This is a genomic window from Massilia violaceinigra (assembly GCF_002752675.1).
In the GTDB taxonomy this organism is placed as follows: domain Bacteria; phylum Pseudomonadota; class Gammaproteobacteria; order Burkholderiales; family Burkholderiaceae_D; genus Telluria_A; species Telluria_A violaceinigra.
Genome location: NZ_CP024608.1, coordinates 2,029,001 through 2,044,027, shown reverse-complemented (window position 1 = coordinate 2,044,027; position 15,027 = coordinate 2,029,001). Strand labels below are relative to the sequence as shown.

Annotated in this window: 19 protein-coding genes; 18 read left to right on the top strand and 1 reads right to left on the bottom strand. The window is 66.5% G+C overall.

The features are described from left to right. Window positions 1-29 precede the first annotated feature (29 nt). The 16 genes from fliF to CR152_RS09035 all read left to right on the top strand — a co-directional run bounded on the left by fliF (window position 30) and on the right by CR152_RS09035 (window position 13,384). Window positions 30-1,748: a flagellar basal-body MS-ring/collar protein FliF gene (gene fliF / locus CR152_RS09110; RefSeq protein WP_370663810.1), complete on the top strand. Its 1,719-nt coding sequence runs from the start codon at window positions 30-32 to the stop codon at window positions 1,746-1,748. Further along, window positions 1,729-2,757: a flagellar motor switch protein FliG gene (locus tag CR152_RS09105; RefSeq protein WP_099874634.1), complete on the top strand. Its 1,029-nt coding sequence runs from the start codon at window positions 1,729-1,731 to the stop codon at window positions 2,755-2,757. The genes fliF and CR152_RS09105 overlap by 20 nt, the downstream gene beginning before the upstream one ends. Next, window positions 2,754-3,440: a flagellar assembly protein FliH gene (fliH, locus tag CR152_RS09100; protein ID WP_099874633.1), complete on the top strand. Its 687-nt coding sequence runs from the start codon at window positions 2,754-2,756 to the stop codon at window positions 3,438-3,440. The genes CR152_RS09105 and fliH overlap by 4 nt, the downstream gene beginning before the upstream one ends. After that, window positions 3,437-4,753 carry a flagellar protein export ATPase FliI gene (gene fliI, locus CR152_RS09095; RefSeq protein ID WP_099874632.1) on the top strand — a complete coding sequence of 439 codons (1,317 nt, stop codon included), beginning with the start codon at window positions 3,437-3,439 and terminating at the stop codon, window positions 4,751-4,753. The genes fliH and fliI overlap by 4 nt, the downstream gene beginning before the upstream one ends. Then, complete coding sequence (locus tag CR152_RS09090; RefSeq protein ID WP_099874631.1) at window positions 4,750-5,184, top strand: flagellar FliJ family protein; 435 nt, start codon at window positions 4,750-4,752, stop codon at window positions 5,182-5,184. The genes fliI and CR152_RS09090 overlap by 4 nt, the downstream gene beginning before the upstream one ends. Before the next feature lie 46 nt (window positions 5,185-5,230). Next, the gene (fliD, locus tag CR152_RS09085; protein ID WP_099874630.1) at window positions 5,231-6,616 is read left to right on the top strand and encodes a flagellar filament capping protein FliD; all 1,386 of its coding nucleotides are present in this window, start codon (window positions 5,231-5,233) and stop codon (window positions 6,614-6,616) included. 15 nt (window positions 6,617-6,631) lie between these two features. Further along, the gene (gene fliS, locus CR152_RS09080) at window positions 6,632-7,021 is read left to right on the top strand and encodes a flagellar export chaperone FliS (RefSeq protein WP_099874629.1); all 390 of its coding nucleotides are present in this window, start codon (window positions 6,632-6,634) and stop codon (window positions 7,019-7,021) included. Further along, window positions 7,014-7,331, top strand: coding sequence for a hypothetical protein (locus tag CR152_RS09075; RefSeq protein WP_099874628.1), 318 nt, complete (start codon window positions 7,014-7,016; stop codon window positions 7,329-7,331). The genes fliS and CR152_RS09075 overlap by 8 nt, the downstream gene beginning before the upstream one ends. 2 nt (window positions 7,332-7,333) lie before the next feature. Next, window positions 7,334-8,698, top strand: coding sequence for a flagellar hook-length control protein FliK (locus tag CR152_RS09070; RefSeq protein WP_099874627.1), 1,365 nt, complete (start codon window positions 7,334-7,336; stop codon window positions 8,696-8,698). Further along, on the top strand, window positions 8,695-9,156 hold the full coding sequence (locus CR152_RS09065) for a flagellar basal body-associated FliL family protein (RefSeq protein ID WP_099874626.1): 462 nt from the start codon (window positions 8,695-8,697) through the stop codon (window positions 9,154-9,156). The genes CR152_RS09070 and CR152_RS09065 overlap by 4 nt, the downstream gene beginning before the upstream one ends. A 142-nt stretch (window positions 9,157-9,298) precedes the next feature. After that, on the top strand, window positions 9,299-9,985 hold the full coding sequence (locus CR152_RS09060; RefSeq protein ID WP_229413796.1) for a FliA/WhiG family RNA polymerase sigma factor: 687 nt from the start codon (window positions 9,299-9,301) through the stop codon (window positions 9,983-9,985). A gap of 57 nt (window positions 9,986-10,042) precedes the next feature. Next, entirely contained in the window at window positions 10,043-10,975 is a 933-nt protein-coding gene (gene motA / locus CR152_RS09055) for a flagellar motor stator protein MotA (RefSeq protein ID WP_099874625.1), read from the top strand. Further along, complete coding sequence (locus tag CR152_RS09050) at window positions 10,959-11,915, top strand: flagellar motor protein MotB (protein WP_099874624.1); 957 nt, start codon at window positions 10,959-10,961, stop codon at window positions 11,913-11,915. Before motA ends, CR152_RS09050 begins: the two co-directional genes overlap by 17 nt. Before the next feature lie 35 nt (window positions 11,916-11,950). Beyond that, window positions 11,951-12,244: a flagellar biosynthesis anti-sigma factor FlgM gene (gene flgM, locus CR152_RS09045; protein ID WP_099874623.1), complete on the top strand. Its 294-nt coding sequence runs from the start codon at window positions 11,951-11,953 to the stop codon at window positions 12,242-12,244. After that, window positions 12,241-12,669 (top strand): flagellar export chaperone FlgN, encoded by a 429-nt coding sequence (gene flgN / locus CR152_RS09040; protein ID WP_099874622.1) that lies wholly within the window; start codon window positions 12,241-12,243, stop codon window positions 12,667-12,669. Before flgM ends, flgN begins: the two co-directional genes overlap by 4 nt. Then, window positions 12,656-13,384, top strand: coding sequence for a glycoside hydrolase family 73 protein (locus CR152_RS09035; protein ID WP_099874621.1), 729 nt, complete (start codon window positions 12,656-12,658; stop codon window positions 13,382-13,384). Before flgN ends, CR152_RS09035 begins: the two co-directional genes overlap by 14 nt. Window position 13,385: 1 nt before the next feature. Here CR152_RS09035 and flgA read toward each other — a convergent pair whose 3' ends face one another. Then, on the bottom strand, window positions 13,386-14,141 hold the full coding sequence (gene flgA / locus CR152_RS09030; RefSeq protein WP_229413321.1) for a flagellar basal body P-ring formation chaperone FlgA: 756 nt from the start codon (window positions 14,139-14,141) through the stop codon (window positions 13,386-13,388). A 98-nt stretch (window positions 14,142-14,239) separates the two neighbouring features. Between flgA and flgB the strand changes: the two genes are divergently transcribed. Together flgB and flgC are read left to right on the top strand one after the other, a co-directional pair. After that, entirely contained in the window at window positions 14,240-14,605 is a 366-nt protein-coding gene (gene flgB / locus CR152_RS09025; protein WP_099874620.1) for a flagellar basal body rod protein FlgB, read from the top strand. 2 nt (window positions 14,606-14,607) lie between these two features. Beyond that, entirely contained in the window at window positions 14,608-15,027 is a 420-nt protein-coding gene (flgC, locus tag CR152_RS09020; RefSeq protein WP_099874619.1) for a flagellar basal body rod protein FlgC, read from the top strand.

Below are 15,027 nucleotides of genomic sequence, written 5' to 3'. Positions count from 1 at the left end.
CGTTACCTTAACCGCGGGAAAAAACCAGCGTGATTGCCTCTCTCAAATCGAACTTCGCCGGGCGCATGGGCGCCATGCCTTCGCTGCCTCCAGCGCTGCGCAACAATCTGACCCCGATCCTGGTGCTGGCGATCGCCATCACGGCCGCGGTCATGATGTACCTGTGGAACGACCAGGCTGGTTACAAGCCGGTCTTCGGCGCCAGCGAGCGGGTGGCCTCGGGCGACATGATGGCCGTGCTCGACGCCGACCAGATTCCCTACCGCCTGCATCCGGAAACCGGTCAGCTGCTGGTGCCGTCTTCGTCGCTGGGCAAGGTGCGCATGCTGCTCGCCGCCAAGGGCTTGAGCGCCCAGCTGCCGGCCGGCCTGGAACTGATGGACAAGAACGATCCGCTGGGCGTGTCCCAGTTCGTGCAGGACGTGCGCTTCCGCCGCGGCCTCGAAGGCGAACTGTCGCAAAGCATCCTGGCGCTCGACGCCATCGCCTCGGCCCGCGTGCACCTGTCGATCGCCCGTTCGACCTCGTTCGTGGCCAGCGATGGTGAAAAATCCTCGGCCTCGGTCGTCATCGCGGTCAAGCCGGGCCGTACCCTGGCCCCGGAACAGATCGCCGCGATCATCAACATGGTCTCGGGCAGCGTTGCCAGCCTCTCGCCGCAGCGCGTCAGCCTGGTCGACCAGGCCGGCAACTACCTGTCCTCGCGGGTCGACCTGAGCGACGGCTTCGACGGCGCCGGCCAGGGCGCGGATGCCAACGCCAAGAAATACCAGGACCAGGTGCGCGGCAACGTGAATGAACTGCTAGGTCCAGTCCTGGGCGCGAACAACTTCAAGCTCAGCGTCACCGCCGACATCGACAACGACAAGATCGAGGAAACCAGCGAGAAATACGGCGATGCCCCGAAAGTGACCAGCGAAGCGGTACGCGAAGAGCAGGAAAAGAACCGCATGGCGATGGGCGTGCCGGGCACCCTGTCGAACCGTCCGCCGGCCCTGCCCGATCCGCAGGTCGTCGCCGGCGCCGGCGCCGGACCCGATCCGAAGATGGACGACGGCAGCGCGCGCAAGAACGCCAGCACGCGCCAGTTCGCCTACGACCGCAACATCACCCAGATCAAGCGCAGCCGCGGCCGTTTGAAGAAGCTCAGCGTGGCTGTGGTGCTGAACAATAACGTGGCTGCCGCCAAGACCGGCTGGACCGCCGCCGAACTGGCGAATATCGAAAAAACCCTGACCAGCGGCCTGGGCATCAATGCCGAACGCGGCGATGTACTGACCGTGTCGGCCATGACCTTCCCGGTCCAGCCCGCCGCAGCCCCATGGTGGCAGGAACGCGACAACGTGGTCGACATGAGCAGCTGGGCGGCGTGGGCGGTGGGCATCCTGCTCGGCTTCCTGCTGATCATCCGTCCGCTGCTGCGCCTGTTGACGGTGCGCCTGGCGCCGGCAGGCGCGGTCGCCGCCGACGCCCAGCTGCTCGGCGGTCCGGCCGGTGCCGCCACCGCGGTGGCCGGTCCGGCGCTGCGTGCCGGCGACGCCCGTGCGGTCGAGCTCGTGGGCGGCGCCCCGGCCCTCGGCGCACCGCTGCCGATGGTGCCTTTGCTGGAAAATTATGATCTTCCCCCTGCCGGATCGGCAGTCGATGTGATGGTCGATCACCTGAAAGTTCTCGCTGCCAAGGAACCGGAGCGGGTCGCCGAAGTCGTCAAACAATGGATGCAGAAAAATGGCCGAACTGGACAATAACGTGGACGCCGAAGAGGCGCCTGGACTGACCCCTGTCGAACAGGCCGCCATCGTCCTGTTGAGCATTGGCGAAGAGCCGGCCGCGGCCGTGCTGCGCTGCCTCGACCGCGAGGAATTGCTGGAAGTGACGCAAGTGATGTCGCGCATGAGCGGCATCAAGGTCGATTCCGTGCGCGTGGCGATGCAAACCTTCTTCGACGATTACCGCCAGCAGTCGGGCGTGCATGGCGCTTCGCGCAGCTACCTGAAGCGCTCGCTCGACCTGGCGCTCGGCAGCGACATCGCCAACAGCGTGCTCAACAACATCTACGGCGATGCGATCCGCCCGATGATGGCGCGTCTGCAGTGGGCCTCGCCGAAATGGCTGGCCGACTATGTCGCCAACGAGCACGTGCAGATGCAGGCCGTGTTCCTGGCCTTCCTGCCGCCGGCCCTGGCCGGCCAGATCCTCGACGCCCTGCCGCTCGAGGGCCGCGACCTGGTGCTGCTGAACCTGGCGCGGCTCGATGAAATCGACCGCGACCTCTTGACCGAACTGGAAGAGCTGGTGACCCGCTGCCTGGGCGCGCTCGATACGCAGAGCGCCAGCGTGGAAGGCATCCGCCAGGTTGCCGAGATTTTGAACCGCCTGCCGGGCAACCGCGCCGGCATGGTCGAACTGCTGCGCGCCCACGATCCGGACGTGGTGTCCGAAATCGAAATGAGCATGTACGACTTTTTCATCCTGTCGCGCCAGACCGAGGCCACGATTACCCGCATCCTCGACGACGTGCCGCTGGAACAGTGGGCCATCGCCCTCAAGGGCGCCGAACCGGCGATCCGCGACGCGATCCTCACCACCATGCCGCGCCGCCAGGCCCAGAACTTCGACGACCTGCTGCGCCGCGCCGGTCCCGTACCGCTCTCGCGCATCGAACAGACGCGCAAGGACATCATGGCAACCGTGAAACAACTGGCCGACAACGGCGAGATCGAAGTCCAACTGTTTGCCGAGGCCGTCATAGAATGAAACAATTCCGCCCCTACCATTTCCCACCGCTGTCGCAACTCGACGCGCTCGGTGCCGCCCATTCAGCCGAGGCCGCCGGCCAGTGGCAGAACGCGGTCGAAGACGGCTACCAGCAGGGGCAGCGCGACGGCTACGAGAGCGGCCAGTCGCGCGGCAGCGCCGAAGGCTACGCAGCCGGACTGGCCGAGGGCCAGGCCGCCGGCCGCCGGCAAGCCATGCAGCAGGTGCAGGACCGCTTCGAGCAGCTGGCCGGGCCGCTCGATGGCATGTTCACGCAACTGAACCAGATGGTCGAGGAATTCCGTTCCGCCCAGCGCAAGGAAGTCGTCGACCTGGTCGGCAAGGTGGCGCGCCAGGTGATCCGCGCCGAACTGGCGCTCCAGCCGGTCCAGTTGCTGGCCCTGGTGGACGAAGCGCTGGCCGCCATGCCGCCGACCCGTGACGGCATCGAAGTGTGCCTCAGTCCGGAAGAACTCAAGCGCATCACCGAACTCGATCCGGTGCGCGCCGCCAAGTGGAACCTGCTGCCGGACCCGTCGCTGCAAGCGGGCGAATGCCGTGTGCGCGCCGGCGACAATGAAGTCGACGCCGGTTGCCAGGGCCGCCTGGCCGCCTGCATGACCCAGGTCAGCGCCCAGTTGCTGCCGGCGCCTGAACGGGTGCCCGAGGAGATGGAAGCATGAGCACCCTGGCCGATTCCCTGCGCACCGTCGAGCTCGACGACGTCCCGGTCGCAATCCCGACCGGGCGCCTGGTCGGTGCCTCGGGCTTGCTGCTGGAATCGGCCGGCTGCCGCCTGCACACGGGCCAGCGCTGCCGCATCGAAACGGTCAATGGCGACTGGCTCGATGCCCAGGTGGTGGGTTTCCGCGAACGCCTGTCGTTCCTGATGCCGTTCAAGCAAGCCATCGGCCTGACCACGGGCGCCCGCGTGCTGCCCAGCCCGACCGCCGCCACCCTGCAGATCGGCCCCTCGTGGCTGGGACGCATGGTCAATGGCCTGGGCGAGCCGATCGACGGCCTGGGCCGCCTGGGCGGCGAGCATCGCTTGGAGATGACGCCGCCTAAAATCAATCCGCTGAAAAAGCAACCGGTGGTCGAGCCGCTCGACGTCGGCGTGCGCGCCATCAATTCCATGCTGACCATCGGCAAGGGCCAGCGCGTCGGCCTGATGGCCGGCAGCGGCGTCGGCAAGTCCGTGCTGCTGGGCCTGATCACGCGCCAGACCGTGGCCGACGTGGTCGTGGTCGGCCTGATCGGCGAGCGTTCGCGCGAAGTGCGCGAATTCGTCGACATGTCGCTCGGCCCCGAGGGCTTGAAAAAAGCCGTGCTGGTGATCGCCCCGGCCGACGAATCGCCGCTGATGCGCATCCGCGCAACCGAACTGTGCCATGCGATCGCCGCCCATTACCGCGACCAGGGCTTGAACGTGCTGCTGCTGGTCGATTCGCTCACCCGCTACGCCATGGCGCTGCGCGAAGTGGCGCTGGCGCTGGGCGAACCGCCGGCCACCAAGGGCTATCCGCCGTCGGTGTTCTCGGCCCTGCCGCAGCTGGTCGAAAGCGCCGGCAACGGCGAGCACGAACACGGCAGCATGAGCGCCATCTACACCGTGCTGGCCGAAGGCGACGACCAGCAGGATCCGGTGGTCGACACCGCCCGCGCGATTCTCGACGGCCACATCGTGCTCACCCGCGAACTGGCCGAACGCGGCCATTACCCGGCCATCGACGTGGCCGCCTCGATCAGCCGCTGCATGGCCCAGGTGGTCCCGGTCCCGCACGCGCTGGCCGCCCGCAAGCTGAAAGCCGCACTGGCCCGCCACGCCCGCGTGCGCGACCTGATTCCCCTGGGCGCCTACGTGCCGGGCGCCGATCCGGTGACCGACCACGCGGTGCGCCTGGAACCCCATATCGACGCTTACCTGTGCCAGGGTACGCGGGAAGCGGCGCCTTTGCCTGAATGCATTTCCCAACTGGAAGCGATGATGTCATGACCATCAAGAGCACGATCGACAGCCTCGACACGCTGGTGCGCCTGCGCAGCACCAAGGTGGAAAAGCTGCAGGCCGACATGGCCGCCCAGCACGCCACCAAGGCGCGCTACCAGGCCAACCTGGCCCGCCTGGACAGCCTGGCCAGCGGCAGCGGCGCCAGCGGCGCCCTGCCGCTGGCGCTGGCGCTCAACTGCGGCCAGTACAAGCTGGCCGTGATCGCGCTGGCCGACAACCACCGCACCGACCTGAGCCTGCACGAAGCGACCATGGCCGTGTCGCAGCGCGCCCTGAACGACGCCTGGAGCGAGCGCGAATTGCTGGGCCAGGTACTGGAACAGAAAAAAGGCGTGGCGGCGCTGGCCCAAAACCGCGTCGACCGCAAGCGCGAAGACGACCTGGCCACGCAATCGTGGCTGGCCGGCCGCAAGTAACCGCAAGTAATAGCAAGCCCACCCTGAAGACACTCTGGAGAATACGATGGCGACCATTGGCAACACCTACGATCCGGCCACCACCGCAACTGGCCTGGCGACCAACTACACCTCGGCGCGCCAGAGCATCCTGACGTCCCAGACCCGGCAAGCCAGCGCCGCCGCAGCCGCGCTGACCTCGCTGCGCTCGGCCATTTCGGGCTACCAGAGTTCGCTGCTATCGCTGACCTCCGGCAAGACCATGCTGAGCCAGGCCGCGACCTTCAGCAACACTGCGGTCGGCACCGCCAGCGCGGGCGTGAACGCCACCGCCGGCAGCTACAGCTTTTTTGTCGAACGCATCGCCACCGCCAACCAGGTGTCCTACAGCGGCCTGGCCGACAGCGCGGCCGATGGCGGTACCCTGGGCATTGAACTGGGCGGCGTGCCCGGCTTTTCCGTCAACCTGGCGACCGCCAACAGCGACGCCAACGGCACCCTGACCCCGCGCGAAATCGCGGCCGCCATCAATGCCGAGCCGACCAACAACGGGCGCGTATCGGCCTCGATCGTCACCGTCAACGGCGTCACCCAGCTGATGCTGACCTCGAAGACGACTGGCGCGGCCGGCAATATTTCGCTCAACACCGCCGCGGTCAACAATGCCGGCCTGAAAGCCTCACTCGACGATCCACTCAACGCCAAGCAGATCGTGACCGGCCAGGATGCCATCGTCTGGCTCGGCGCCCAGGGCACCGGCACCAAGATCGAACAAGCCTCGAACGTGTTCACCAACGTCGACGGCGTGACCATGACCTTCGCCAAGGCCCAGGCCCCGGGCGACGCGCCGGTGACCCTGACGGTGGCCAGCGACAACGCCGCCACCGTGGCCAAGGTGCAGAAATTCGTCGACGATTACAACAAGCTCAAGGGCGTAATCGACGCCATGGTGGCGCCGGGCGACCCGCCCAAGGGCCAGGCCGGCGGCGTGTTCGCCAACGATGGCGGCGTGCGCGTGCTGCAAGGACGCATGGTGAGCATGCTGCGCGGCGCGAATGGCGCCGACAGCCTGGCCGCCTACGGCATCATCGCCGCCCGCGACGGCAGCCTGAGCTTGAACGCGACGCGCCTGACCAGCCAGCTCGGCGTATCGCCGAAAGGCCTCGATACCCTCATCGGCAGCAGCGTCAACGGCAGCAGCAGCGGCATCGCCGGCAGTGTCGACAGCTACCTGAAGGAATGGAGCAGCAGCACCGACGGCCAGCTCAAGCAGCGCCTGGAACAGAACACCAAATTGCAGACCAGCCTGACCAAGCGCCAGGACCAGCTCGACAAGCAGTACGACAGCGCCTACAAACGCTATCTCATGCAATTTACACAGTTGCAAACACTGCAAAGCCGGATGGCGTCCAACACATCCATGTTCGACGCACTGTTCGGCGACAAATCCTAATCAAGAGAGGAAAAGATGTCCTATTCCGACGCTTACAGCGACTACCACTCGGTTAACCTTGATGCTCAGACGGCCCGTGCATCACCGGTCGAGCTGGTCTTGCTGCTGACCGATGGCTTGCTTGACGAGCTGGCCCGTGCGCGCGGCCACATCGTCGGCAAGCGCTACGAGCAGAAGGCGGTCAGCATCGACAAATGTGTCGAAATCATCAATGGACTGTCCAGCTCGCTGGACTTCGAACAAGGCGGCGACGTGGTGGAAAACCTGGCAACACTGTATGACTTTTGCGCGGCCCGCCTGCACGGGGCTGGCATCAAGATGGATCCGGCGATGCTGGACGAAGTGGTCGAGATCCTCGGCACGATTCGCCAGGGCTGGATCGGCGTCCAGGCGCGCAATGGATAGGCGCGCCGCCCTGAACGCCCTGACGGCGGCACTGGCCGGTGCTGGCACCGCGCGCGACTGGGTCGCGCTCGACCGCGCTGTCGGCGCCCTGAGCACCCAGCTGCGCGTGCTGGCCGCCAGCGGCCCGTGGAACCCGCTTGAGAAGCGTGCCCTGGAAGCGCTGCGCGCCCAGCACGACGAGGCAGCCGACCTGTGCGCCGCCGAGCTGGAACTGCTGGGAGCGCAAATGCACGAGATGCACACGAACAAGGCCGGGTTTATCGCTTACGCCCTCGACAATGAAACTGATTCAGAACGTAACCAGGCATAACCATGATGCTCGCTAACCTGACCCCTTCCCCCGCCGCCCCTGGCGCTCCCGGCACCACTGGCGCCGCCGCGCCCGCCGCTGGCGTCCCCGCCACCGCTGGCGGCGACGCCGCCGCGCCGTTTGCCAGCTGGCTGATGTTCGACATCGCCGCCGTCCAGGTGAGCGTGCCTGAGGGCGAGGCCGGCAGCGCCGACGCCGCGCCGGCGGACGGCCTGGCCGAGCCTGGCGTCCTGCTCGATAGCGCCGCGCCTGCAGCGCCGGCCGTGCCGCTCGACACGCCCGATTACGCCACCACGCCGGCCATGACGATGAGTATGACGCTGCCGCTCGGCATCGTCCTGCCGCCAGCCGTGCCGATGCCGTCCAGCCTGCCCGCCACCATGGCCGCACCGGTCGCTGGCGCCAGCGCCCCGGTCAGCTTTGCCAGCCCGCTGACTGCGGCTGCCGCGCCGGTCCCGGCCACGCCAGCCGCGCCAACGGTTGCCGTCGCCATCGCCGTCGCCGCCGCCATGCCCGCGGCCCCGGCCAGCACCGTCTCGTCCACCTTCAGCGCCCCGCCGGCGGCCGCCACCAGCACCATTGGCGCCGCTGACAGCCGCACCCACAGCCGCACCGACAGCGCCACCGGCAGCGGCGCCGCCGAGTCCCGTACACCGCTCGCCGCCCCGGTCGCCCTGCCGGCGCAAACCGTGGCCGCCGCGCCGGCGCCGCGCGCACCGGTGCGTACCGGCGACAGCACGGCAACCAGCACAGCGGCTCCCGCAGCCCAGAAAACCGGCGTGGCCGCGACCGCCCAGCCGCTGGCCGCCGCCACCGTCGACACCGTGCTGCGCAGCGACGCGCCGGTTGCCGGGCCCGCCAACGTCATGACCGGTGCCAACGCCCTGGCATCCCAGAACGCCGCCATGGCCGCGCCGCTGGATGTGAAACTGCCGGCCAACCCGGCCGACTGGCAGCAGCCCCTGCGCGAAGCGCTGGGCGACCGCCTGCAGCTGCAACTGGGCCGCAACATCGACCAGGCCGTGATCCGCCTCGACCCGCCGCAGCTGGGCCGCATCGAGATCGCCATCCGCCACGCCGCCGGCGGCGCGCTGGAAGTAAACATCAGCGCCACCCACAGCGAAGTGCGGCGCCAGCTCAACAATGTCAGCGATGCCATGCGTTCCGACCTGGCCCAGCGCCAGTTCAGCGATGTCGCCGTGACCATTACGGCAACCCCGCGCAGCGGCGCCGCCTTCGGCGAACAGCAAGGTCGCCAGCGCCAGCCTGAACGCGACAACAATGACAACGATCCTGGACGCGCGCTGGCCGAAGCCGGCCATCCGTCCGCCACGTTTTCGCTGTCCGGCCGTGAGGTTGCGGCATGAAGAAGACCACCAAACTGATCGTCGCTTTTGTGGTCATCGGCATTCTGGGCGCCGCCGGTGCCGGCGCGGCCCTGTACTTCAAGCAGCCGATGCCGGGCAAGGATGGCAAGCCGGTCGAGGCCGAAGCGCCGAAGAAAAAGCCGGCGCGCTACGTCTCGCTCGACAAGGTCATCGTCATGCTGCGCCGTAGCCCTGGCGAAACCCAGGCCCACTACATTTCCACCGACCTGGTGCTGTCGACCACGCTCGAGCAGGAAAAGAAGGTCAAGGATGACTTGCCGATGCTGCGCAGCGTGGCCGTGCGCGCCCTGTCGGCGCACACCATGGGCGCGGCCCAGGCCCTGACGGTCGAGCAGTACGCCGAGCAGATCAACAGCACTTTCGCCGCCACTTATGACAAGGACAAGCTCGAAAAGCCCTTCTCCGAAGTCATGATCGGCAAACTGATCATCGAATAGCCAACCCGGGAATCCTGTGGCCTATCACGCCGATTACACCGACTGCAGCAGCGCCGCCAGCTACCTGGGCGGCAACGCGCACGCCCATGGCGTGCCAGGTGAACACGCCAGCGAGTACGGCGGCGCTTACGGCGCCGCCCAGGTGGCCGAGTACGCGCCCGTGCTCGACGCCCGCGAAGAACAGCGCCAGCTGGTGGCCTACGCGCCGCTGGTCAAGCGCATCGTGCGCCAGTTGAACGCCCAGGTCTCGGGCGTGATGGGGCGCGAAGACATGGAACAGATCGGCCTGATGGGCTTGCTTGAAGCGCTGCGCCGCTACGGCATGCCGGACGCCGGTTTCGGCAGCTTCGCTTCCTTGCGCATCCGCGGCGCCATCCTCGACGAACTGCGGCGCCAGGACTGGCGTCCGCGCGCGGTGCGCCAGGACAGCCACAAGATGCGCGACCAGGTACGCGCCCTGACCCGCTCGCTCGGGCGCGAGCCGAACGACCAGGAAGCGGCCGCCGCCCTGGGCCTGACACCCGAAGCCTACGTGCAATACCAGCTCGACGATGGCGCCGAGCTGCTGCTCAGCTTTGACGAAGTGCTGCAGGAAGCCGCTGAACGGGCCCACAGCGCGCCCGGCCCGGAAGAGCAGTTCATGGTCAAGCACAGCCTGGAACAGGCCCTGATGGCCCTCGACGAGCGCGAGCAGCGCGTGATCCAGATGATTTACGAATTTGAACTGAGCTACAAGGAAGTGGCTGCCGTGCTGGATCTGTCGGACGCGCGCGTCTGCCAGCTCAACAAGGCGGCGCTGGCCAAGATGAAAGCAGCTCTCAAAGGCTGATCAGGACATGTTTTACCCACTTCTTTCGCACATCACGACTTACCAAAGGAATTTAACATGCAGCAACTAGTCGGCATTGCCATCGTTCTCGGCTGTATTTTTGGCGGATTCGTGCTCATGGGCGGCACCTTCGATGCCATCTGGCATCCGGTCGAGATCCTGATCATCGCCGGCGGCGGCGCCGGGGCACTGGTGTTGGGCAACCCCAACCATGTGCTCAAGGAATTGACGACCCAGCTGCGCAAGATCATCGTGCGCAAGAAGCAAGGTTCCGAGTTCCAGCGCCAGTTGTTGTTGTTGATGTATGAGCTGCTGCAGACCGCGGCAGGTGGCTTGAAAGCGCTCGATGCCCACGTGGAAGATCCAGCGTCGAGCCCACTGTTCCAGCGTTACCCTTTGGTGCTGGAAGAGCCTAAACTTTTGGCGTTTATTGTCGATAATTTTCGTTTGATGGCCATGGGAAAAATCAATGCCCATGAGCTTGAAGGCGTACTGGAGCAGGAACTGGAAGCCATTCACGAAGAGCTGGTGCAGCCGTCCAAGTCGCTGCACAAGATTGCCGAAGCGATGCCCGGATTCGGCATCCTGGCGGCGGTGCTCGGGATCGTGCTGGCGATGAACTCGGTGGCCGAGGGCGCCGATGCCGGCGCGATCTCGGCCAAGGTGGGCGCCGCGATGGTCGGCACCTTCCTCGGTATTTTCTTCTGCTACGGCGTACTCGACCCGATCAGCAACATGATGAAGCAGCTTGTGAACCAGGAAGCGTCGAACATGGAATGCGTCAAAGTCGTTCTGGTCACCCACGTGGCCGGCAAACCGGCCCTGCTGGCCATCGATGCCGGCCGCCGCCTGGTGCAGCTCAACATCAAGCCGACGTTCGCCCAGCTCGAAAGCTGGATCAACGCCATGGGCGGCGAAGGCGAGGAATCGCCATCGCCGAAACGCCGCGCCACCGACAAGTCAGGAGAGCCGCGTGCAAAAGCAGCATGATAAACATGACAAGCACGACGCGGCGATCATCGTCCGCGGCCGTGGCAAGGCGCACGAGGACGACCACGGCGGCGCCTGGAAAGTCGCCTTCGCCGACTTCTGCCTGGCGCTGCTGGCCCTGTTCCTGGTGCTGTGGCTGATGGCGGCACGCGACCAGCAAACCATGAAAGCCATGGTGCGCGAGCAAAACGGCAGCTATGCCGATGGCCAGGGCAACAAGCCGGAAATCGGCGGCGGCCCGCGCGGCAGCCTGATCGAGCGCTTTTCCATGCCCCACAGCGGCACTTCCTCGCACAAGGAAAACGGCGGCGAAGGCCCGAAAGTGCGCTACGACTCGCCGGCCGAACTGGCCGTGCTGTCGCGCCAGCTGGGCACCATGAGCGTGGAAGCGGGCTTGTCGAACAACCTGGAAACCGTGATCACCCCGTACGGCTTGCGCGTCACCCTGCACGACACCGACCGCCAGGGCATGTTCCTGCTCGGCAGCGCCATGCCGACCGATCGCTTCGGCCGCCTGATGCGCCAGATGGGCCCGGTCTTTGCAAAAATGGAAAACCAGATGCTGATCGTCGGCCATACCGATTCGCGCAAATATGCGGGCGACCAGGATGGCAACTCGAACTGGACCTTGTCGAATGCGCGCGCCATGGCGGCCCGCTCCCAGCTGCTGGCCGGTTCCATGAATCCGGACAGCGTGCTGCAAGTGGTGGGCATGGCCGACCGCGCCCCGTTCGAACCGGAAAATACCGGCGCGGCCGTGAACCGCCGCATCGAATTGCTGATCCTGACCAACAGCCAGGCCAATACCGTGGCCGCCATGTTCGGCGTGCCGGGCAAGAACGAGGTCGGCGCCGAAACGGCGGTCGGCACCAAGGGCTCGGTCGAGGAACTGCGCGATAAACTCAAGAGCGTCAAGGGCGCCGACGCCCAAGGCAAATAATCATGACGATCCAATCGAAAAGCCGAGGTCCCCGCATGAAAATCTCCGGTGGCGGTGCGTCCGCCGATGCATCGGCCGTCCAGCGCGGCAGCGCCGCGGTGGCGTCCGAGGTCAAAACGGCGGTGACCAGCGGCGCCGGCGTGGCCGCGCCGTCCGGCGCCCTGCAATCGGAAGTGCTGCAGCCGGCCATGGCCGCGCTGGCCGCCATGCCCGAGATCGACCACGAGCGCGTGTCGCAATTGCGCGACGCGCTGGCCAAGGGCGAATTGCCATTCGATCCGGCCCGCCTGGCCGGCCTGATCGAACGCTTCCATGGAGGCCAGGGATGAGCCGCATGACGCGCGAGCAGGCACTGGGCAAGCTCAGCGCCGGCGTGAGCGCCGATATCGATGCCTGCCAGGCCATCCTGGCGCTGCTGGCGCGCCAGTTCGACGCCGCCCTGCGCCACCGCAGCGCCGAGCTGGCCGAACTGGCCGACGAGCTGGCCCCGCAGCTCGATGCGATGGAACAGCGCCGCGTGCAGCGCGTATCGCTGGTGCGCGCCCTGTGCGGCGCGTCCGCCGACATGGCGACCCTGATCGCCAGCCTCGGCGCGCCGCAACGCGAGGCCTTGAGCGCCGCCTGGCAATCGCTGGAGCAACTGGTACTTGAATGCAAACGTTTGAATGTTCGCAACAGCGCATTGCTGACCGAACAATTTTCCATCATGCAGCGTGTGCTGCACGGAGAGGAGACCTTGTATGAGGCACGCTGATTTCCATACCGCCAGCATCACGCCGGCCACGCCGACCCAGTCCACCCGCCCGATGGCGGCCGTGGGCGGCGGCGCGGGCTTTGGCGGCGTCTACAGTTCGATGCAGAACGAGATTGCCGATTTCATCAGCCAGGGCAGCGCCGACAGCGGCGCTTCCATGCTCAGTCCGCAAGGCCGCATGCTGCAGGCGCGCCTGCAGGACGCCGAGGTCGCCCCGGCCAGCACGGTCGGCGGCGCCTTTGCCGACGGTTCCGAGCAACAGGCTTTCCTGGAACAGATCGCGCCATGGGCGCGCGAAGCGGGCGAACGCCTGGGCGTGGCGCCGCAACTGGTGTCGGCCCATGCCGCGCTGGAATCGGGCTGGGGTCAGCGTCCGCTGCGCCAGGCCGAAGGCGCCACCACCCACAACCTGTTCGGCATCAAGGCTGGTGCCAGCTGGCAGGGCGAGGTGGCCGACAACGCCACCACCGAATACGAACACGGCGCCGCCGTGAAGAAAACCGAGCGCTTCCGCAGCTACCCGGACCAGGGCGCCGCTTTCCGCGACTACGCCCAGGTGCTGCTCGACAATCCGCGCTACGCCGCCGCCATCGGCACCGGCACCGATGCCCGCGCCTTTGCCGAGGGCCTGGCCAAGGGCGGTTACGCCACCGATCCGGCCTACGCCGCCAAGCTGACCCGCCTGGCCGCCCGCCTGCAGGGAGCGTCGGAATGAATCATGGCTGCGCCGAGCGCGGGATTTCGACCGGCTCGACCGTGCCGGCGGCGATCACGCGCATGCGCACCACCCGTCCGTTGGCCAGGTTGCGCACCCGCACCAGCGCATTGAAGGCGCCGGCGTCGAGCGCTTCGCCGGACGTGCTGATTTCGATCGCCTCGAAGCGCGCCAGCATCACCACCGGCTCGCCGCGCTTGACCAGTAATGGCGCGCTCAGCTGCGCCTGGCGCAGCACTTCGCCGGCCCGCAGCGAGCGCCGCGATGCTTGCCCGGTGGCCGCGTCGGCCGAGCTGATGGCGTCGCTCAAGGTGGTGACGTCGCGCCGCTCCAGCGTCACGTCCTGCGCCGTGAGCATCTGCCCGGCCGCAACCGGCGCCGCCGTCACCGCCACCAGCGCGCTGACCGATGCCCGCAGCACGTATTCGTATCGCCAGCCGGAGCTGCGCCAGCCGCCGGCGTCGGGACACAGCACGGCAAAGCGCATGCGCGCCGGCGTGCGCGTGTCGACCGCTTCGATGTTGACCGGTTTGGCGCACGGCGGAGCCGCACGCGGCGTTGCAACGTTGACAGTAAATTGCGGTTCCGCCAAGCCGGCCGTTTCCGCCTGGCGCGCCAGCTGCTCGCGCGCAGCCTGCTCCAGCCTGGTCGTGATCGAAGTTTCGGCAGCGTTTGTGTTGCCCCCGGCTAATGAAATCAGCGCGGCGGCCGTTAATGGCATGAACAAAGCGCTGGTGGCGCGGCGGACTTCAGACATAAGTAGCACCTTGGCAAACGTTGCGCACGACGCAAGGAACGCCGCACAGAGTCATTTTAACCAGATTCACACTGCAGTTCATTCACGGAGGAAGCTTCATGTCGATTGATTTCCAAAAGGCACTTGGCGTGCACGCCGACGCGCTCCATCTGCGCGCCGACCGCACCCGCGTACTGGCCGCCAATATCGCCAACGAAAACACGCCGGGATTCACGGCACGCGACGTCGACTTCGGTGCCATGCTGCAGCAGCGAATCGAGACCGAGTCGGATATGCCGGGCCTGGGCGCCGATGACCAGGCTGCTTTGTACCGGGTCCCTTACCACCCTAGCGCCGACGGCAATACCGTCGAAATCGGCGTCGAACAAGCCGCGTTCTCGCAAAACGCATCCGATTTCCAGACCAGCCTGACGTTCGTGAACATGCGGCTCAAGGGTTTGGCCAAAGCCATCGCAGGACAATAATCATGAGCTTTAAAGACATTTCCCAAATTGCAGGTTCGGCCATGGCGGCGCAGTCGGTGCGCCTCAATACCATCGCCAGCAACCTGGCCAATGCCGATTCGGTGTCCGGCTCGGAAGGCGAAACCTACCGTGCCCGCAAACCCGTGTTCGCCGCCATGCTCGACGGCGGTTCGGGCAAGCTCGGCGCCGGCAGCCGGGTCCAGGTACTCGACGTGGTCGAATCGGCCGAACCGCTGCGCAAGGCTTACGAGCCGGGCAATCCGGTGGCCAATGCCGACGGCATGGTGTTCTACCCGAACGTCAACCAGGTGGCCGAGATGACCGACATGATGTCGGCCTCGCGTGCCTTTGAAACCAATGTGGAAGTCCTGGGACGCATCAAGTCGATGCAAGCGGGCCTGCTGCGACTCGGCGAAGGCTGA